Below are 19,405 nucleotides of genomic sequence, written 5' to 3'. Positions count from 1 at the left end.
GAACAGAGGATACCTCTTACTTTGATGAATCTCGTAAGCAGCTTTTATGTTTTGACAAGCTAAATCGAGAAAAATGTGTTATGGTAAAAGAAAATTTCGTTTTTACTACCTACATTGAAACGAAAGGGTTGATCGTATGAACATTTTTTTGATTGGCGCAAGCGGCAGGACCGGACAGGAAGTAATCAAGCAAGCGATTAAAAACGGACATTATGTAAAAGCTTTTGTGCGAAATCCATCTAAGCTTAAGATAACGCATGCGAACGTACACATCATACAAGGCGACGTGCTTGATTATTATGAAGTGTGTCAGGCTATGCGAGGGTGTGATGCAGTCATTTCTTGTCTGGGAACCGAAAATCTAGGGCATTCTACCCTTTTAGTAGAAACGACAAATCTGCTGATTCAATGTATGAACGAAAACGGAATTCAGCGTATCGCCTACACGGCTTCAGCCGGAATCGACAGAGAAATTCCAGGCATGACGGGCTGGCTTGCTCAGCGTATTTTAAAAAATGTGCTTCGCGACCATCACGAAGCCGTGAAGCTCTTGAAGGTAAGCGGACTCGACTGGACCGTTGCTCGGCCAATGGGTCTAACGAGCGGTCCGTTAACCACGTATTATCGTATAGGAGAAGCTAGCATACCAGAAAACGGACGCAACATCAGCCGTTCTGATGTCGCTCATTTTCTCCTTCAAGCCGTAGAAAACAACAGGCACATAAAAAAATCACTAAGTCTTTCGTATTAAGTGTTCTAAAGGAGTGTTGATAGTGAACCTATCAAAAATTTTTCTAAAAATAAGTCTTGTACTTTTAATGGCATGCGTCTTTATTGAAGGTAATTTCCAAGTGGCGCTTGGCATCTTTGCTGCTGTTTGCATGCTTGTCATTATTTTTGCCAAGCCTCTTGCAAAATCGCTGCTTCCTGCTAATAAAAAAACAGGAAAAAAAGACCGCGAAACGTTAATGATGATTATTGGTGTGATCGTTTTTATTTCAGGAAGCTTTTTTATTGCGTAGTACTGTAAAGAAAACAGACTTAAATCCACATTTTCAATCATATAAAGGGCTGTGCTGTAAGTCGAATGTTCGACTTATGACACAGCCCTTTTTTAGTTTTAATAAGGTCTCTTTTTACAATAGCTTCTGTTCTTTTATATACATACCATTCCATTATTTAAGCAAATTACCTACCAAACCCTCTTATGCTTTTTTCATCAGCTCACATAATATATGTAGAAGATGTCAGAAGACAAGCGTCAAACGATTTATATCTAGAAAAAGGAGGAAGATAAATGAAATGCCCCCATTGTGCTTATTCTAATTCGGAAGGGGTAAAATTCTGCTTAAATTGCGGCCATGAAATCGTGGACCACAACGAAAACTACAGCATATTCTACTTGTTTGCCCATCGTGTTGATAAAATTCCGAGAAATGAACGTTCCGTTGAACCTAAGTTTCGAAATATATTTTCTCGAGTCTTCCGACAGCACAGTGAAATGGAAGCTGAACGGCTTTTTATTGTAGGAACAGGGCTTACGACTCCTAAAATAGAAGAAGTTGTAAATACATGGCCAAAACCTTGGCTTTTTGCAAGGGTCTTTCTTATTGCGCTTGTCGCATACTTAGGCCTATATTTAGGCGTAAGTTTGTTCGAAAACATCAACTTCATACCAGGTCTTATTGTAGTCGGTGCTTTTGCAGTGCCATTTACTACGCTCATTTTCTTTTGGGAAATGAACGCTCCGCAGAATATTGCTATTTACAAAATTGTTTATGTCGTTTTTATTGGCGGAATCCTCTCACTTTTATTAGCACTTGTGTTTTATGATATTCTTGGAAATAACACAAACGTGATCGTGATTGGAATATGTGAGGAACTGGCTAAAGTTATCGCTGTTATTTATTTTGTACGCAATCTTAAATATAGATATATTCTTAACGGACTTCTCTTAGGAGCTGCAATAGGAGCTGGTTTTGCTGCTTTTGAAACCGCTGGCTATGCTCTACGGGCACTTCTTTCCGGCAGCTTTCACATGCTTTATTCCACAATACTCTGGCGCAGTATTTTCGCTCCTGGGGGGCATGTGGCTTGGGCTGCCTTGACAGGAGCTGCCATATGCATCGTACAAGAAGATAAGAAATTTCAGTGGAACATGCTGGTAAAACTGAAATTTCTCGGTGTATTTTTGCTTGTCGTTTTTATGCACGCTCTTTGGGACTCACCTATACTAGGTATTTTCCCAGCAGGACATACGATTTTGACGGTTGTCTTATGGATTTTAGTATTCAGTATGATCCGTATTGGTCTAAAAGAAATCGCGGATAAAAAGTTGGAGTTGACCTACTACAAAGAAAATCCTACACCCTCTTAGGAGATGTTCAGCTTGCGTTAAGCTGCTCGTTTTAACTTTTTATTACCTTTATGTTTCATTTTGAAAATTGGTGTTACAAATTGTAAAAAACAGCATTCAAATTACCTGTACATGATATGATAACCTCAATAACATGAAAGGGTGACTTGGTGAATGAACCTTACTGAAATTAAGCATATGATAACAAATTTAGTAAATTATAAAGATAGTGACATTACTCATACTCTTGCTAATAGGTTTACACTGAGTTATTCAGAACAATTAAACAGTTTTCAAATCTGCGACATTGAGAACGATATCATTTATCGTTATGAAGAACTGGAAACAGCTGCGTTAGCTTTGTTTAATATGATCCATAATCTTCCTAAGACCATTAATAGACATATTAATTCGTTTGAGCAAGTTTAAAACAGACAAAAAAGTTCATTTATTAACTAACATGAGCTTTTTTGTCTGTGTCTATCTATTTTAGTTATTTATAACCTTTTTCAAAAGCAGAATATCCTTTTGAATGGCCCGTCTAATTTCTTCAACTTTACAACGTTTATATTCTTGTACTAAGCGATAGAGCTCTCTTTTAAACAAAAATTCATCTTGTTGACTACTCATAGCAGCATGCCCCTTATTAGCTTTCTATTACAAGCGATTAAAGAAAGTATTCCCTTTTCTTCTTGTAAAAAACAATTAAATTAACAAATAGATGTAGAACAAACATTTCATCCGGAGCTTATGCAAACGACGAGATGTTCTTACCTTTAGAGGAATGACAGTTGAAGAAACATAAAAAAACATTGACTACTAGCTCTCAGTCAATGTTTTTTTATTTACTTTAGCTCTAATTCATTAAAGCTAATTGGCATACTTTTATGCATTCATGTCTCCTGAACCTGGAGCGTGCTCATTTGGCATTTCAGATAAGTGAGGAACGGGAAAAGCTTCCGGTGGAGGCGTTACGCTCAAGTCTCCGCCATTTCTGCTTGGCGTCTGCCCTTGGAATATTTCTTCCATTCTGTGCGGATCTGACCTAAAATCAAATTGCGTGTTATGATAGCCCATCTCGACAAATTTTCTTCATTCAGGGTATTTATTAATATCATAATTTGGTACAGGGAAAAGCTTGCCCCAGTCCATGCACAAAAAAAGGAGCTGGTTAAAACCAGCTCCTTTTTCTCTATTATTTCTCTATCCCTGCTTTGATTTCTTTAATCATGCCTGCCATTGACTCAAGGCCTCCTCCAGATAAATACCAAAGACCTGGATCAAGATACACAACGTGATTGTTTTTCACTGCATTGACTTCTTTTACATACTCATTTTCAACAATTTGTTTAGCAGATGATTTTTCACCAATTGCTGCGCCGCGGTCAACCACGAATAAGTAGTCCGGGTTTTGCTTAACTAAATATTCATATGCAATGCTTTGACCGTGCTTAGCCGATGGATCTAGGCTGTCGTCTGCTGCTTTGATACCAAATACATCATGAATTAATCCGTATTTAGACCCTGGACCAAATGCTGTCATTTTGCTGTCATTTGCCATCATTACAAGCGCTTTTTTATCTAGTTTGTCCGCTTGTTTTTTCAAATCTGCAATTTGCTTACCAATTGCTGCTAGATCTTTTTTCGCTTGATCTTCTTTATCAAAAATTTGTCCTAGTACTTTTGTGTTTTCTTTAAATGACTTCATATAGTGCTGGTTGTCCGTATCGATATAGATCGTCGGCGCAATTTTTGAAAATTCATCAAACGAATCTGCTTGGCGGCCTTGAATAATAATTAAGTCTGGCTTTAGTTCTGCAATCTTTTCGAAATCAGGTTCTTTTAAGCCACCTACATTCGCATACTTATCATCTTGATACTTTGATAAATACTCAGGAATCGCTTGTTTTGGCAAGCCCGCTACTTCAACGCCTAGTTTATCTAGCGTATCAAGTGCACCCATGCTGAATACTACAACTTTTTTAGGATTTTTCTCAATTTTAATTCCGTCTTTATTGAACTGATCGGTTACCGTTACCGTTTCTTTTTGCTTACTTTCTCCACCTGTTGTTTCTTTTGCTCCTTGATTACCGCAAGCGGCCACAACAATCGCCGTTAAGACTGCTACAAACATTACTAACACTTTTTTCACTTTTGTCACCTCATGAATAAATTTTATGAAAAATAAACGCAAATACGCTGTCCGCCAACTGTTTCGATTGGAATATCCATATCGTATATATCCTTTAATACAGATGTTTGAATGATGGTTTCTGTTGGGCCTTCACGGATCACTTCACCGTTTTTAAGCGCCACGATGTAATCCGAATAGACAGACGCAAAATTAATATCGTGAATGACAATCACAATGGTTTTGCCTAAGTCTCCTACGAGACGTTTCAACAGCTTCATAATTTCAACAGAATGCTTCATATCTAAGTTATTGAGCGGTTCATCTAAGAAGATATACTCCGTGTCCTGTGCGATGACCATAGCGATAAAAGCTCGCTGACACTGTCCTCCGCTCAGTTCATCTAAGTATTTATCTTGAATACTTTCAAGCTTCATATAACTCAGCGCCTGATCAACCGCTTGTTCATCGCTTTTTGTTAACCGGCCTTTTGAATAAGGAAACCGGCCAAAATTTACGAGTTCACGTACGCTAAGTCTGATATTCAGCTGATTGGACTGTTTTAAAATGCTCATTTTTTTGGCTAAATCCGAGCTGTCAATATTCTCTATATTTTTTCCTTCTATTGATATTGATCCTGAGTCGGCTTTAATAAGACGGCTCATAATGGAAAGCAGCGTACTTTTCCCCGCTCCGTTTGGGCCGATAAATGATGTGATTTTCCCTTTTGGAATCACCACAGATGTTTTTTCTAAAACGGTTTTTTCTCCGTATTTTTTACTGACATTTGTTACTTCTACCATGATCTATTCTCCTTTAGCAGCAAATAAATAAAGTAAATTCCGCCGGCAAAGTCAATGATGACGCTCAGCGTGGTGCTGAAGGTGAACACTTTTTCAACAATAAATTCTCCTCCGACGAGGGCTATAACACTAAGCAGCAGTGATCCCATCATTAGATAGGTGTGCTTGTACGTTTTGAACAGTTCTCTCGCAAGGTTCACTACAAGTAGTCCAAGAAAGGTAATCGGCCCAACTAAAGCTGTGGCCACTGAGACAAAAATGGCGATCACAATCAGCATTTTTTTGACAAGCCTGTCATAATCAATACCTAAATTTACCGCATGTTCTCTTCCTAACGACAGAACATCAAAAATGGAGGTAAAACGCCATACGTAAATGCCAAGCAGGATAAAAATAACCGCTGCTATGTATAGCAAATCAGTATTGACATTGTTAAAGCTTGCAAATGATTTATCTTGTACAATTTGAAATTCATTCGGATCAATCAGCATTTCCATAAATGAAGACATGCTTTTAAATAACGTGCCGAACACAATTCCAACCAGTAAAATAAAGAAAATATTCTTACCGGCTTTTTTGAACATCAGTATGTAAAGCAAGACCGAAAAGATAATCATCAGCGAAACGCAAAGAAGAAAGTTAAGATTTTTGTTCATGATGACAATATTCGTCGAGCCAAAGATGTACACAATAAACGTTTGCAGAAATAAATACAGTGAATCCAGTCCTAGAATACTAGGAGTTAGAATTCGATTATTGGTAATCGTTTGAAAGATAACGGATGAAAACGCAATTGCTCCTCCGGTTAAAACAATCGCAGCGACTTTTTCAATTCTTCGCGGCAGCGTGTACTGCCAGTAGCCTAAATCATAGCTGATAAACAGCGCAGCCGACAAAATAGCCAGCGCGGCCAGAATAATAATTTTATATTTGTTATGCATAACGACCTCTCCTTATCAGCATAAAAAGAAAGATCGCACTTCCTATTACACCGACCATTAACCCAATAGAAACTTCATAAGGGAAAATAATGACTCTGCCTAAAATATCGCACGCAAGTACGAATACAGCTCCAAGCACCGCTGTATGAGGCAGGCTTTTTCGCAAATGATCTCCACGGTAAATCGATACGATATTGGGGATGATTAATCCTAAAAAAGGCAGCATGCCAACGGTCAAAATCGTAATCGACGTAATAAGCGAAACAATGACTAATCCAATGTTTACGATTTGTTTGTATTTCACGCCTAAATTGATTGAAAAGCTTTCTCCCATACCAGCAACCGTGAACTTATCTGCGTAAAGATAAGCAATTATTAAGAGCGGTATACTCAGGTATAAAAGTTCATATCGCCCTTTGACTACTAGCGAAAAGTCGCCTTGCAGCCATGAAGAAAGGTTTTGAATCAAATCGTATTTGTAAGCGATGAAGGTAGCTAGGGAACTTACGATACTGCCGAGCATTAAACCAACTAGTGGAATATAAATCGTATCGTTAAATTTAATTCTGTCTAGTATTCTCATAAACAATAGATTGCCCGCAAGTGAGAAAATGAAAGCAATGCTCATTTTTAATAGAGGACTTGCTGAAGCAAATACTAGTAGAGAAATCAACACACCAAGTCTTGCCCAGTCCATCGTTCCTGCAGTTGTTGGAGAGACAAACTTATTTCGCGTAATTTGCTGCATAATTAACCCGCAAATACTAAGGCTCATTCCCGCCATAATAATACTCAAAAGCCTAGGAAAACGACTAAAAAACAGCGTTTGGCTTTCTTCTTTTGTTAAATGAAACAGATCCATCGCTGACAGGTCTTGTACTCCTACAAAAAGAGACGAAACCGCTAGTACAGCAAACACAAGAATTAACTGATAAAACTTCAACTTTCCTTGCTCCTTTCTTTCATCTAGAAGTCTAGTTATCTCCTCCTCTATATCATATGTAAATGATTATCATTATCAATTGACTACCCCTATAATACCATTACTCTCTAAATAATCAATGGTTTTCTTAAAATTAAAGCAAAAAAATGCCTTAACAGATGGATCTGTTAAGACATTTTAAGGTTCAATTAAACTTAAAAAGAGCTATTTCTCTCTTCATACATAAGAGATTAAAACATACCTAACTCGCCCTCATTTAAAGACGAATAATAGGAATAAATGATCTGGACTGCTTTTTTCACCGCTGTTGCTTTCCGTGCAAGGCTTCGCGCTCCGTGAGGTCTCATCCCTTACGCTTTTTTCGCAGGAGTCTTCGCCTCTAACCACCAGCTAGAAATAACTACATACATGAAATCTACGTTCACCATAACAACAAAAAATCCGAACCATTAATAATTATTAATGGTTCGGATTTAACTTTAAGCAAAATACTTTTGTCGCAGCCTCTTTGTATCGCAATTACATATATATGAAATATATGTTTATGTTTGAAAGAAATCTACTTATTTTGCAAATACATGGTTTCCGATAACTGCCGTTACTTGCTGCGTTGCAACCCATTGGCTTTCAGCGATTTTCGGATTATAGAAAAACAGCGCATCGTTTTCATGCGGGTTTGATAATGCTTCGCTTACCGCTCGTTTTGATTCTTCTGATGCAGGTTGATTAATTGCTCCGTTTGCTACTGGTGAAAATTGATATACGCCGTTTCCTAGCTGCTGATAAATAACGTCGTGAATGCTATTTGGGAATTCCGGTGAAGCTACACGGTTTAATACCACAATTGCTACCGCTACTTTTCCTTGGTACGGCTCACCTTTTGCTTCTGCCTCTACTAATCTAGCTAGTAAATCTTGATCTTGTGCAGAAACCGATGTAGACGGAGCAGTTTGTGCCGGCGCCGGTGCTTCTCCTTGAAGTTTTAATGTTTGTCCGATGGTAATGATATCACTTTGTAAACCGTTAACAGCTTTTAACTGATCCACATTCATGCCGTTTTGTGTTGCAATATGATATAACGTTTCGCCTTGTGCTACTGTATGTACAGATGTTGCCGGACTAGCGGTAGATTGTGCTTGGCCTTGGTCAGGAATCGTTAATGTTTCTCCAACGTAAATCATGTCGTTTTGGCGGTTATTAGCGCCTTTCAGCTCATCTACCGTAACCCCATTTTGTTGGCCAAGCCCCCACAAGGTATCTCCTTTTACGACTTTGTGCGAAGCTGCTGCTGATGCTGTTCCTTGACTTGCTAGAAATGCTACAGACGCTGCAGAAGCAACTGCCCATTTTTTTACACGTTTTTTACTCACAAAAACTACCTCCTAAAATTTGAACCTGTTATTACCTTAGCACATAGATTCGCCTTTTCATTAAAAAAAACAGTAACATTTGTTCTAATTGGATTAAGTTTCTTACAGTGCCATTCATTATGTTACAACTTTTACATGACCCTTAAAGAATATGTAGAAATATGACGATTTCATTGCGAAACGCGCTTTTTATCTGTTTACTTACATTCCTCTTTCTGTAAAAAACTTGATTTAATTATGATTAATCGCAGAGATTAAAAGGAAAACAGCAGTCAAATAGAGAAATAGTGTAACTATTGAGGAATGATTCAGCGCTTCTTTGTCAATTTACGTTTGTTTATTAATAAAGGAGGTCCATTTGGATGTGTGCAAATAAAATGTATGTGACGTATAATACGGAAAAACCAGCTATTACGATTCAAGGAGCTTTTTATCATACGGGAGGAACGCAGGAAGAGTTTTTGCGGGAATTCAAGTACTGGCTTGAATCTCACGGCTGGTCATTTATGGGCGTAACAAATGAAACGACCATGACAACGGCGAACAAAGAGTTAAAAGAAACGATGGAACAGCATAAAATAGAAGGCAAAAAAGTTCAAAGACTAGAAGATTTATAACGATTGCTTCTATGACCCTTCACACATGTCCAAACGCCAATACGTAAAAAAGCCTTTAGATGAGCTAAAGGCTTTTTTACATTAACGAGAAAGTGCGACCACCTTCTGATTTTCTACTCTCTCTTCAACAGGCTTTCTCATTTCTTTTTCCGTCCATACGCCAATGCGTTTTTGTCTTTTCCCAAGAGGCTGTTTTTCACATGCATAGCAAATTTCTGAAATATCATCAAAATGAGCTAACGACATCTTTATCCCTCCTTTTCTAAATATACACAGGCAAGTTAGTATGCTTTTTCCCTTATTTTCCAACGCTAAACTGCTTCATGTTGGATTTAAACAATTTATAAACAAATGGAATAAATAACTTCTACTTCATTATCATTTAGATTGTTTTATTTACATATAGGGGGGTAAACAAAAACTATCCCACCTCACACCCTGAAGTTTGAAACTGTCACGTAAGAAAGCTGCTTTGTATAAAGCAGCTTTTTTATGTTTTTACTTTTCCTAGCTCCATACCTGATAAAATTTATATAACATCTAAAAAAGCATTCTCACAATTAAAATTGCTGCTTGATGTGCAGATCCTGTAAGTGCTCAGCAAGCTTATTTTCAAAAGATTCCAGTTAAACAAAAAACACCTGTAGCATTTAAAAAAAGATAAATACTACAGGTGTTTGTGCATGAGTCATAATAACAGGCAGCGCTAACTCACATCTCTTTTACAAACATCGCGCTATGTTTTTGATACATCCCCGGTATTTGTTATAAAGCAAGTATGACAAATATCTTCAATGCCTGTACAACTGGTGATGATGTCTTTCTTTCCTTCTTTTTTAATAGAAGAAAGTTCTAGATTTACGAGCCGATCCGTCACAGGGCAATAGGCAACCCAACGTTTATTTTCTAGTCGTTCATCCATCCCATACCTTCACCTTCTTAGACTTTAAAGTAAAGATACGTGTAAGTACTGCTTCATAATTCATTTCATATCGGAGAACTATTTACTATACCCTTTCCTTAAACATCCAAAACATGATTTTCAAGGAAATCATTTATATAAAAATTTTAAGAGCAGCAGTTCATTTTTTGTATCGGTGAATAGTACGCATGGATTCGTTAAAATCTTTTATGAGACGATAAGGCTTGCTCACTAACCTTATAGGAACTCCAATTAAAAATTTATTTATATCTTTTTTATATTTTTTTGATACTCGGTTAGGTTTCGTAGAGACACGCTTATAAACCTCTTTATAAAACTCTTTCAAAACATCAACTTTAAATACCATTGTACGCCTACATTCTTGACACTCTACGCGTACAATTTTGCCGTTAATATAGTAAACGTGGTGAGGAAGCTCTTCTTTGCAACTGTTACAATATAAACCGGCTTCCATTTGCGTATCTTTCACACTTCCTCCCTCCCCTGATTTACATTATTTATATAGTTCATTTCTACGACTGAACAAGTACTTTTATTTCATTACCTGATAGAACGGCTTCGAATCCTTGACGCCAATAATCTAGAGGCACAATTTTAGTGATCATTTTCTCTGTATTAATTTTCTTCTCTTCAAGAAGTTTCAAAGCAATATGCCAAGAACTTGGTTTCTGAGAACGCGTGCCGATATATGTAATTTCTCTTTGAATGATAGATTCTTGATCTAAAAGGTTTAATTTTTCGGAGAAAATCCCTACTTGTACAAACGTTCCTTTTTTCTTAACCAGAGGCAAGCCTTGGTTTAACGCCTGAACAGCACCTGAACACTCAAATAATTTGTCAACACCGTATCCGTCTGTATAGGTCAGCACCATTTCTTCTAAGCTTTCTTTTTGGATATCTACCGCTACGTCAACTCCTAAGGACTTAGCTAGCTCCAATCGCTTCTGATCTTTTGTAATACCTGCTAATATAACAAACGCGCCTTGTGCTTTTACAACTTGTGCTTGCAGTAAACCAATGGGTCCTGGACCAAAAATTAATACTTTATCTTCTTTTTTAACAACTGTCTTTTCTAAAGCTGCATGGACGCAGCAAGCTAGAGGCTCAGTTAAAGCAGCTGCTTTTAAGTCGACTGTATCCGGCAGCACATGGACACTTTCTTCACGTGAAATAACATATTCAGCAAAGCTGCCGTTTATTTGTGTACCTATTCCTTTTCGATGAGCGCACAGATTATAGTCTTTTTCTAAGCAGTACTCACACTCTCCGCACGTCACAAATGTTGTTTCACTCGTTACTTTATCGCCAACTTTTACTTTTGTTACATCTTCTCCTACCTCAACGACTATACCGGAAAACTCATGCCCGAGCACAACCGGCGTCTGGGAATTTTTATATTGACCTGTAAACGTGTGGATATCCGTACCGCATATTCCGGTATACGCTACTTTAATCTTCACTTGGTTTTTCTGAACTTCTGATTCAGGGATTGTTTTTAACAGCATATTATCGTAGCCTGGCTCTACCTTCATGACTGCCTTCATTTTTTTCACTCCTTATTTGGAATTATTAATACTTTTCCATAAGCTTCTTCTCGATTAATAATCATATTAAATGCTTTTTGCGTGTCTTCTAACTTGAAGCGATGAGAAATTAACTCTTTTAATCTAATCTTTCCATTTAAAACAAAGTCAACGCTTGTTTCCCATTCTTTCCCAGGGAACGGTGCAGAATAAGAGTTCCAGAAACCTTGTAACGTAAGTTCTTTTCTAAAAATACTCTCAAATGCTGCTTCAGATAAACACACATCTGAATAAGCAATACCTAAATATCCAACTTTCCCTTTTTTACGAGTAACGAGCAGGCACTGCTCTTGAGTGACAGGGGAACCTGCGCATTCGAGTGCAAGATCCACCCCTCTCCCTTTTGTGTATTCATTAATTTTTTCAAAGACATTTTCATAACGGGCATGAATCACTTTTTCGCAACCCATGGCCCTTGCTTCTGCAAGCTTTTCACTAGAAATATCGATGGCAATGATTTCTTTTACACCTGCAATTTTCAGCCATTGAATCGCCAGCATACCAATGACTCCTGCTCCAAAGACCGCTGCGGTGTCTCCTATTTGCGGATGAATATTAAGTACTCCATGAAGCGCTACTGCTAAAGGTTCTATCATCGCTGCTTCTTCAAAGTCCATCTCTCCTACTTGTATAACATTAGAAGCTGGAATATTGACATACTGAGCAAATCCACCAAATGCTTGAGCACCAATCATTCCGTAGTTTTCGCATAACGAATACTGCCCTTTTTGGCAATATTCACATGCGTTGCACGGTTTAAACGGAATAGCAGCTACTCTGTCCCCAACGTTCAAATCTGTTACTTTTGCCCCTTTTTCAACGATATATCCAGCAAACTCATGACCCATAATGGCAGGCAACGGATACTTCCATCTGCTTGTCATTTTGTGTGTATCTGATCCGCATATTCCTGCTGCCATTACTTTTATTTTGACTTCATTCGCTCGGCAGGAATCAATGCCAATATCTTGATAAATAATTTCATTTTTTTCATGCAGCACGGCCGCTTTCATTGTCTTACCTCCTGTTTATGCCTATTTTAAAAAATAGAAGCCCACAGCTGAGAGAACTTAAGAATAAGCCAGTTAAATAAGTTTCCTCCCATGTCTAAACTTGAAATTCGTGTTGCACCTTCCGGCATCGAAAACTGAGCTCCTGATAACATTTGCGTATGCACATCTGCGAAATTCGTTGCCATGTAAAGTGATAGCGCTACCATAACGGTGCCCGAAATAAGAGAGTGTATAATATTTCCTCTTAATGAGCCCACAACAAAAGCTACATAGAAAGGAATGGTAGCCAAATCCCCAAACGGCAATACTTTATTCCCAGGCAGAATGACAGCTAAAAGTAATGTAATGGGGACAAGTAATAGTGCTGTAGCCATAACGGATGGATGTCCTACTGCAAGAGCGGCGTCTAACCCAATATATATTTCACGATCACCATATCGTTTTTGAAGAAAAGAACGAGCTGCTTCAGAAATTGGAATAAGTCCTTCCATTAAGATTTTAACCATTCTAGGCATCAAAAGCATAACCGCTCCCATTGAAATACCTACCTGAAAAACTTTACCGAGGTCATAGCCTGCTAATATACCGATTACACATCCTAAGATTAACCCCATCATCATTGGTTCACCGAAAATACCAAAACGTTTTTGAATAGATTCGGGATCTGCATTCAACCTTTTAATCCCTGGAATCCTTGATACACCCATACCTACCAAAATACCAATTGGTCCAAACGCAGCTGTAGAGCCCGTAGGAAGAGAAATTCCTTCTAACCCGTAAAATTTTTGAACCATTGGCGCCGTCTTATCTGCTACAAATAAAACAGCAATTTCATACAGAACGGTACACAATATTGCAAACCACCAGCTTCCTGTGACGACGTATCCTGTTGCACCAGCAGCGATAAAGTGCCAGTAGTTCCAAATATCAATATCAAGCGTCTTAGTCAGTTTTAATAAAAGCAAAATAATATTTACAAACAAGCAAACAGGAATTAGTATAGCTGCAACGGGAGATGCCCAAGATATTGCAGCGGCAGAAGGCCATCCTGTATCAATAACAGTTAGGTTTAGACCAAATCGTTCAACCATTGCTTGTGCTGCTGGTCCTAAGTTTTTTACAAGTAAATCAATAACTAAGTTGATCCCGACAAAACCGATTCCTATTGTAATTCCGGATTTAAACGCTTTTTTTGCACCTGTTTTAAATAACAGGCCTAAGATAAAAATGGCAATTGGTAAAATAACTGTAGGTCCTAGATTTAATACTGCCTGCACACCTGATAGAAGTTTATCCATATCCATCCCTCATTTTTCTTTTGTCATTTTCTAAAATGGAGGCAACACGTGATACCTATGCTTGTAAATGCGTCAGAATTTTTTGATCCAGTGCTTCCATGCCAATCCCTGTGATATAGGAGGTTGCGCTTAATGCTGGAATGCTGTACGTTGTAGGTAAAATCGTTGTCGATACAATTAAATCTGCTCCTTCTTGACGAGAGGCTACCTCAGCGATCTTACACTGCACAACTTCCGCGTTAATCCCGTTGTCTTTTAATAGATTTTCTACTCGTTCACACACCACTGTTGATGTTGCAATTCCTGCTCCGCAAGCTACTAATACCGTATATTTTTTCATTCTACTCATCTCCCGATTTATTATTTTTAATTTTCTGACGAATCAATTTGCAACTAGTTTATTTAAGGCATCTATTATTTTTTGGTCCAGTGCTTCCATGCCAATCCCTGTGATATAGGAGGTTGCGCTTAATGCCGGAATGCTATATGTTGTAGGTAAAATCGTTGTCGATACAATTAAATCTGCTCCTTCTTGGCGAGAAGCTACTTCGGCAATTTTACACTGCACAACTTCTGCGTTAATGCTGTTGTCTTTTAATAAATTTTCTACTCGTTCACACACCACTGTTGATGTTGCAATTCCCGCTCCGCACGCTACTAATACCGTATACTTTTTCATTTTACTTCTCCCCTTTTGTAATAATTTTTTCAACTCCGTTAAAAATAGCTTGAACATCCCTTTGATTTTCAGCCTGTAATAATTGCTCTATTTTTTGCTGATCTTGAATTGTTTGCATCAGCTCCTGAAGTACTGTTAACTGGGTGTGAGGCTGGTTTAAACCTAATAGAAGCACAATGCGCACATCCACTTTTTTTGTATTGTCATCCATTAAATAAAACGATACAGGTTTTTGTAAGGTAACCAAACTAATAAATTGTTCAAAAACGTGCTCTGGATCTGTATGAGGGATTGCTACGCTGTAATCGCCTATTTTAAGACCTGTCGGAAAAGATGCTTCTCTTTCTTTAATTTTTGTCAGAAAATTTTCACTGACATACCCTTTGCCAAATGCCTCTTTGTACACCATTTCAAAGATATCGGTTTGATCTTTACATACACTATTTAACTTCAGTAACTCTTCTTTTAAAAAAGGCTGTAATGTCACGATTGTATCCTCCTTGCTATACATTCTGTACCATGATTAGATAGAGTGCGTTTTAATTATTTCATAGATTTTGTATTTTTCATTTAGCCGTTTCATCTCATTTATTACCCCGTTCATTTCCGCTAACTTCATCAGCTGCAGCATAGCGTTTAAATGTTTCTTTTTATCAATAGCTGCGATAACAACAATAAAATGAACTTTTTGCTCTCCGCATAATAAGCCTTCTTTTAACTTAAGTAAGCTCATGCCTACTGCTTGAACACCGTCCTCAGGGCTTGCGTGAGGTATTGCAACATTAAGTCTTAGTACAATATGTGGAGACATAGACGGATATTGTTCCTGCATTTTATCAATATAAGCTTCAGTAATAATACCTTTATGTAAAAGCGGGGCAGCGGCTATTGAAATAGCTTCCTTCCAGCTTTCCACTTGATCGCGCAGCACAATTGTTTCAGGTGTAATTAAATCTGCTAAACTGTATTCTTGATTTTTACTTGTTTCGTTTAATACTTGGAGAGAAAAATAATCTTGCAGTGCTTTTTGAAGTTGAGACTTCTGATCAACTTTTGCGTATTTTTCAATGACACTTATTAACTGTTCAATGTTCACCACGGATGTATTTAAACCGAATATGGTTTGAATGACTCGCTGCCGAAGCTGGAGCTTTTGAAAATCGGAAATAAATTGTTCCACAATAAATAAATGTTTAGAAGTCTGGACAGGAACAGGAGAAAATACCATATCAAATTCAGCTTTTGATTGATCAAATTCTCGAATCGAAAGAGCTTCGTAGAAATAAAACTCTGGAAATAAATCGCGCAGCGTGTGCTCCATCAAATGTGAAATGGATACCCCGTTAGGACAAACAACCACCGCTCTCTTTTTCAGCTGTATCGTTTCGCCACTGTTAATTAAATGTCCGCCAATAAAAACGGTAATGAACATCACTTCGCTTTCAGGAATAGGGCAGCCAATATAAGTTTCAAAAGGCTTTAATGAATCTTTTACAATGTAGTGAATGGCTTCAAACTCTTCACTAACTTTTTCAATTATTGAATAGTTAGTAGTTAGCTGATATTTAATGCGGTAGTAAGCTGGTTTCATATGCAGCACTAATTTTTGAAGCAGCTTCTCTTTTTCTTTAAAAGTAATACATGCTTTTTTCTCAAATAACGCAAGGCTTTTTTTTAATGAAGATTTTAATTCAAGAGTTTCTTCATCTCTTAAAAATTGGGAGGATAGAACGTTAGAAGTAAGCAATTGTAATGTAATAAATAAACGTTCTTCCTTTGGGATACAAGCAGCATCTTCAATTAAAATTTCGGCAGCCTCAAACTCTTTTGTATCCGACAGTTCTTCATAGTCGATATGATAAGAATCTTTAATTAAGTTTCCTTTTTTAATTCGTTTTAACAAAATAGCTATTGTATATGGAAGAAGTTTTATTTTTTGATCGATAAATTGAAGTGCTAAACGCTTTTCTACTTTTTCCATTTGCTCTTTTAATCTCTTAATTTCTTCTCTTGAAATTCCTGTATATGCCTGAATATACGTCTCGCCTTGATACATGTCATATACGGTCCGGAGTACTTCAATAAGCAGCTTCCTTTTATTCCACTCACTTCCTACTATGTCGTATCCGTACATTCGCGAATAAATAATTTCAAGATGATAACCATTTACAATTCTCTGTGTATATTTCATATCTCTTAATACCGTATTCTTACTCACTGATAGCGAGCTGGAGAAATGAAGTAAAGATAATTCTTCTTCGCTGCTTAATAGCATTAGCAAAACCAATTGAGCTCTTTCTTTTTCAGACGGAATATAACTTCCAGCAGAGTGTTCGACTTTTTCAGTAAACAGTTCCATTAGAAGAGGATCAATAATAAATTTCCCCCCGTTCGTTCGCTGAATTTTTGGGTAGTTATTACTCTTTAACCAGTCATTAATTTTTGTAAAGCTGTAGCTAATCTGCCTCCGGGAAAGATGATATTTTCTCTCTAATTCCGAATTAGAAATACCTGGATTACTAACCACTCGTTTTAAAATTAAATTGCTCCTTTCATCTAGATGCATCAATTGCTCCCCCCTTGCTTGAATTTATTCTATCACTGATCTCCGCCAAAATGTTTACGCTTTCATTACCACTTCTGGTCGAATTGTTGTGCAACTTGATGGTTAACTCTTCCTTACCATTGTAGACATTTCTCTAGTACTCAGAAAGAAAAAGAAAAACTGTTTTTGACTACGATTTTTGTGTCAAAGGGAATAAAAAAACCCGACTGTTTAGTCAGGTTTTTTGTAGATATCGATTTTTATTGGCGCTCTCCTATTCCAAATACTTCTGCTACATGATTTTCTAATTTATGCTTGTAGTGATCAACGTTTGGATGTTTAACTACATCGTGAATAGAGTACGTTGGAAGTGGACTCATACCGACGTACTGATTCATTTTATGCAAATGCATAATGGCTTCGTCTAAACTTTTTCCTTCATAGAAAGCTTCTTCATTATTAAAAATAGCTTCCGGCGCATTCCACGTGAGAGAAAACATGTATTTTTTCCCCGTTAATAAGCCGCCTCGCCCGTATTGATTGGAGCCTTTAAAGAAAATATTATCCATATACACGAGATCAATATATTGCTTAAACTTTCCGGGAATGCTGAACCAGTAAATAGGCGTCTGCATAATCACAACATCAGCCCATAGCCACTTTTCAATTTCTTCTTCTACTTCGTAGCCTTGATCAACCACCGTTGTTTTAATGTCAAATTGATCAGTGAGTAAATGCTGCATTTCGTTAAAAATCGTCTGATTTAACTCTCCTTTTGACTTTTTATAATACTCGTGTCCATTAATGATTAATACGTTTTTCATGCTGACCTGCTCCTTTCCAAAATCCTTACTTCTTTATCTTCATATATCTGTATACCCATAAAAACTGCTTATCTATCAGTATCTACTCTTACTTTGAAGTAACATAGGTACCTAGAAGTCCCTTTTTAAACACCTTTATGATTTCCTAAACAAAGAAAAAAACAAGGCCTAATTCACTAATTTTTCAGCAGATGTTCAACTCACATAAAGCAAATCGTTTTTTAAAATCAGTTCTTTTCACCCAACAAAAAAAGACTGACGGATTAAATTTCGTCAGTCTTTCTGTCTTTTTTATTTCGGTTCGCCTACTTCATTTAACGGATAGTAGCGAAACTGCACTTTTCCGATCACTGATTTTTGTGAAATAAAGCCAAATGCTCGTCCATCATGGCTTACAGGACGGTTGTCACCCATGACAAATAGTGAATTTTTCGGTACCTTCACTTTGCCATCAGTTGCAGGCAGCGTTTGAAGCGTAAAATCTTCCGTGAATTTTTCATTAGGTGCAAGAGATTTTTTAGATTCTTTTAAATACGGCTCTTTATAAGCTTCGCCGTTAATATAGAGAACGTCGTTTTTCATTTCTACCGTATCTCCTGGCAGTCCGATTACACGTTTAATATAGTTTTCATCTGCATCCGGTGCATGAAATACAATCATATCAAAGCGATCAACATCACTGATTTTATTTAAAATAACGCGGTTTGAATCTTCAAACGTTGGATACATCGATTCACCGTGAACCGTAGTTGGCGCAAATAAAAAATGGCGAACTCCCACTACAATAACCAATGCAATAACAATGGACTTAATCCATGAAAACACTTCTTTTTTTACGTTATTTTTGCTCATTTCAAAACATCCCTTACGTCAAAATATACTTTCATCATAGCATCAAATAGAGGGAAAGTATAATAATAACCGAATAATCTTATTTATTACTCACCGTTTGTCACTGTGCCTTGATGGAAAAACAAGCGCCACTTTTCTTCTCTTTTTCGCCAAATAGAACTGCGAAGCGTCTTTTTTTCTGCCGTATGGTTCATAAGATGATAGGTAGTTAATACGCAGTCAGGAGACAATACGTCTACATGAAAATGAGAGATCTCAAATACATCTGGCGAAAGTACATGATTGTTATTGTAATCTTTTCGTTTCCATAACCTTCCTGAACTGCCAAATTCCACGTAACCATCTGCAAGAATGTTTGAAAGCTCTTTAGCAGAGGTTCGTATCGCTGATTTTAAGTGGCTGCATTCTAACTCATAAAATGTTCGGGTGATATTCGCTTTTTCCACGTTCACAGTCTCCTCTCATTCTTTCTTACATTTATTATAAAGGAATACTACCGTTTTCCTT

General features: G+C 37.3%; 23 protein-coding genes and 1 pseudogene. 4 read left to right on the top strand and 20 right to left on the bottom strand.

The features are described from left to right. The first annotated feature begins 136 nt into the window (after window positions 1-136). The 3 genes from ACRPLQ_RS06600 to ACRPLQ_RS06590 all read left to right on the top strand — a co-directional run bounded on the left by ACRPLQ_RS06600 (window position 137) and on the right by ACRPLQ_RS06590 (window position 2,377). Window positions 137-751 carry an NAD(P)-dependent oxidoreductase gene (locus ACRPLQ_RS06600; protein ID WP_432235817.1) on the top strand — a complete coding sequence of 205 codons (615 nt, stop codon included), beginning with the start codon at window positions 137-139 and terminating at the stop codon, window positions 749-751. Window positions 752-773: 22 nt separating this feature from the next. Continuing rightward, on the top strand, window positions 774-1,022 hold the full coding sequence (locus tag ACRPLQ_RS06595; RefSeq protein WP_328172558.1) for a hypothetical protein: 249 nt from the start codon (window positions 774-776) through the stop codon (window positions 1,020-1,022). Between the two features lie 275 nt (window positions 1,023-1,297). Further along, window positions 1,298-2,377 carry a PrsW family intramembrane metalloprotease gene (locus ACRPLQ_RS06590; protein ID WP_432235816.1) on the top strand — a complete coding sequence of 360 codons (1,080 nt, stop codon included), beginning with the start codon at window positions 1,298-1,300 and terminating at the stop codon, window positions 2,375-2,377. A 468-nt stretch (window positions 2,378-2,845) separates the two neighbouring features. On the opposite strand, the gene ACRPLQ_RS06585 is transcribed toward ACRPLQ_RS06590, so the two are convergent. From ACRPLQ_RS06585 to ACRPLQ_RS06555, 7 genes and pseudogenes are all read right to left on the bottom strand, one after another. Beyond that, window positions 2,846-2,986, bottom strand: a complete 141-nt coding sequence (locus ACRPLQ_RS06585) for a hypothetical protein (protein WP_014459290.1) — start codon at window positions 2,984-2,986, stop codon at window positions 2,846-2,848. Between the two features lie 255 nt (window positions 2,987-3,241). Next, window positions 3,242-3,508: pseudogene (locus ACRPLQ_RS06580) on the bottom strand (manganese catalase family protein); the annotation flags it as partial. Window positions 3,509-3,551: 43 nt separating this feature from the next. Beyond that, window positions 3,552-4,508, bottom strand: a complete 957-nt coding sequence (locus ACRPLQ_RS06575; RefSeq protein WP_432235815.1) for a siderophore ABC transporter substrate-binding protein — start codon at window positions 4,506-4,508, stop codon at window positions 3,552-3,554. A 23-nt stretch (window positions 4,509-4,531) separates the two neighbouring features. Further along, window positions 4,532-5,290, bottom strand: a complete 759-nt coding sequence (locus tag ACRPLQ_RS06570; RefSeq protein ID WP_274862582.1) for an iron ABC transporter ATP-binding protein — start codon at window positions 5,288-5,290, stop codon at window positions 4,532-4,534. After that, window positions 5,284-6,231 carry an iron chelate uptake ABC transporter family permease subunit gene (locus ACRPLQ_RS06565; protein WP_034267834.1) on the bottom strand — a complete coding sequence of 316 codons (948 nt, stop codon included), beginning with the start codon at window positions 6,229-6,231 and terminating at the stop codon, window positions 5,284-5,286. Before ACRPLQ_RS06565 ends, ACRPLQ_RS06570 begins: the two co-directional genes overlap by 7 nt. Further along, window positions 6,224-7,174, bottom strand: a complete 951-nt coding sequence (locus ACRPLQ_RS06560; protein ID WP_028414467.1) for an ABC transporter permease — start codon at window positions 7,172-7,174, stop codon at window positions 6,224-6,226. The genes ACRPLQ_RS06565 and ACRPLQ_RS06560 overlap by 8 nt, the downstream gene beginning before the upstream one ends. Before the next feature lie 563 nt (window positions 7,175-7,737). Next, on the bottom strand, window positions 7,738-8,544 hold the full coding sequence (locus ACRPLQ_RS06555) for a cell wall hydrolase (protein WP_430077734.1): 807 nt from the start codon (window positions 8,542-8,544) through the stop codon (window positions 7,738-7,740). Between the two features lie 362 nt (window positions 8,545-8,906). Between ACRPLQ_RS06555 and ACRPLQ_RS06550 the strand changes: the two genes are divergently transcribed. Then, window positions 8,907-9,161: a hypothetical protein gene (locus ACRPLQ_RS06550; RefSeq protein ID WP_013057893.1), complete on the top strand. Its 255-nt coding sequence runs from the start codon at window positions 8,907-8,909 to the stop codon at window positions 9,159-9,161. An 81-nt stretch (window positions 9,162-9,242) separates the two neighbouring features. Here the strand turns inward: ACRPLQ_RS06550 and ACRPLQ_RS06545 are convergent, their stop codons facing one another. From ACRPLQ_RS06545 to ACRPLQ_RS06485, 13 genes are all read right to left on the bottom strand, one after another. Continuing rightward, a complete protein-coding gene (locus tag ACRPLQ_RS06545; RefSeq protein WP_013057894.1) occupies window positions 9,243-9,407 on the bottom strand; it encodes a hypothetical protein in 165 nt (54 codons plus the stop codon). Window positions 9,408-9,897: 490 nt separating this feature from the next. Continuing rightward, on the bottom strand, window positions 9,898-10,083 hold the full coding sequence (locus tag ACRPLQ_RS06540) for a hypothetical protein (RefSeq protein WP_014459286.1): 186 nt from the start codon (window positions 10,081-10,083) through the stop codon (window positions 9,898-9,900). A gap of 160 nt (window positions 10,084-10,243) precedes the next feature. Further along, entirely contained in the window at window positions 10,244-10,573 is a 330-nt protein-coding gene (locus ACRPLQ_RS06535) for a bh protein (RefSeq protein WP_165636493.1), read from the bottom strand. A 43-nt stretch (window positions 10,574-10,616) separates the two neighbouring features. After that, window positions 10,617-11,648: a zinc-binding dehydrogenase gene (locus ACRPLQ_RS06530; protein ID WP_063247353.1), complete on the bottom strand. Its 1,032-nt coding sequence runs from the start codon at window positions 11,646-11,648 to the stop codon at window positions 10,617-10,619. Window positions 11,649-11,653: 5 nt separating this feature from the next. Continuing rightward, entirely contained in the window at window positions 11,654-12,700 is a 1,047-nt protein-coding gene (locus ACRPLQ_RS06525) for a galactitol-1-phosphate 5-dehydrogenase (RefSeq protein ID WP_063247354.1), read from the bottom strand. Window positions 12,701-12,726: 26 nt separating this feature from the next. Further along, window positions 12,727-13,998 (bottom strand): PTS galactitol transporter subunit IIC, encoded by a 1,272-nt coding sequence (locus ACRPLQ_RS06520; RefSeq protein ID WP_063247355.1) that lies wholly within the window; start codon window positions 13,996-13,998, stop codon window positions 12,727-12,729. Window positions 13,999-14,053: 55 nt separating this feature from the next. Next, window positions 14,054-14,338: a PTS sugar transporter subunit IIB gene (locus ACRPLQ_RS06515; RefSeq protein ID WP_013057899.1), complete on the bottom strand. Its 285-nt coding sequence runs from the start codon at window positions 14,336-14,338 to the stop codon at window positions 14,054-14,056. A gap of 42 nt (window positions 14,339-14,380) precedes the next feature. Next, window positions 14,381-14,677 carry a PTS sugar transporter subunit IIB gene (locus ACRPLQ_RS06510; protein ID WP_165636492.1) on the bottom strand — a complete coding sequence of 99 codons (297 nt, stop codon included), beginning with the start codon at window positions 14,675-14,677 and terminating at the stop codon, window positions 14,381-14,383. A gap of 1 nt (window position 14,678) precedes the next feature. Continuing rightward, the gene (locus ACRPLQ_RS06505; RefSeq protein WP_165636491.1) at window positions 14,679-15,164 is read right to left on the bottom strand and encodes a PTS sugar transporter subunit IIA; all 486 of its coding nucleotides are present in this window, start codon (window positions 15,162-15,164) and stop codon (window positions 14,679-14,681) included. 36 nt (window positions 15,165-15,200) lie between these two features. Then, the gene (locus ACRPLQ_RS06500; RefSeq protein ID WP_165636546.1) at window positions 15,201-17,243 is read right to left on the bottom strand and encodes a BglG family transcription antiterminator; all 2,043 of its coding nucleotides are present in this window, start codon (window positions 17,241-17,243) and stop codon (window positions 15,201-15,203) included. Between the two features lie 239 nt (window positions 17,244-17,482). Beyond that, window positions 17,483-18,046: an NAD(P)H-dependent oxidoreductase gene (locus tag ACRPLQ_RS06495; RefSeq protein WP_165636490.1), complete on the bottom strand. Its 564-nt coding sequence runs from the start codon at window positions 18,044-18,046 to the stop codon at window positions 17,483-17,485. Between the two features lie 291 nt (window positions 18,047-18,337). Further along, window positions 18,338-18,898: a signal peptidase I gene (gene lepB / locus ACRPLQ_RS06490; RefSeq protein WP_165636489.1), complete on the bottom strand. Its 561-nt coding sequence runs from the start codon at window positions 18,896-18,898 to the stop codon at window positions 18,338-18,340. Window positions 18,899-18,984: 86 nt separating this feature from the next. Further along, on the bottom strand, window positions 18,985-19,344 hold the full coding sequence (locus ACRPLQ_RS06485) for a DUF4440 domain-containing protein (RefSeq protein WP_165636488.1): 360 nt from the start codon (window positions 19,342-19,344) through the stop codon (window positions 18,985-18,987). Window positions 19,345-19,405: the final 61 nt, after the last annotated feature.

The sequence above is a fragment of the Priestia sp. TRN 1309 genome (genome assembly GCF_050846875.1).
GTDB classification, from domain to species: Bacteria; Bacillota; Bacilli; order Bacillales; family Bacillaceae_H; genus Priestia; species Priestia zanthoxyli.
Note: the sequence above shows the minus strand (reverse complement) of the source record. Positions and strands in the feature narration are given on the sequence as shown.